1 protein-coding gene is annotated in these 209 nt (G+C 70.8%); it reads right to left on the bottom strand.

Annotated elements, in window-relative coordinates:
• The coding region (locus tag L324_RS41545) for a SpnB-like Rossmann fold domain-containing protein (RefSeq protein ID WP_201769649.1) at positions 1-188 on the bottom strand (188 nt) is incomplete at its 3' end.
• Positions 189-209: the final 21 nt, after the last annotated feature.

Below are 209 nucleotides of genomic sequence, written 5' to 3'. Positions count from 1 at the left end.
CCCCACACCTCGGGATGCTCCAGTGCCGCGACCCGGCCCAAGCCCCATACCTGCGCCTGCTCCGGCGCGGTCAGCCGATCCGACCCGCCCACGGAAACCGCGCCCCGGGTCACCGACCACACCTTGACACCGGCACCCACCGCGGCCTGCACCACTACCAGCGTCGCCTCGGCGTCCAAACAGGACACAACACCAGCGAAACGACCAGG

This window comes from Amycolatopsis orientalis DSM 40040 = KCTC 9412, assembly GCF_000478275.1.
GTDB classification, from domain to species: domain Bacteria; phylum Actinomycetota; class Actinomycetes; order Mycobacteriales; family Pseudonocardiaceae; genus Amycolatopsis; species Amycolatopsis orientalis.
Note: the sequence above shows the minus strand (reverse complement) of the source record. Positions and strands in the feature narration are given on the sequence as shown.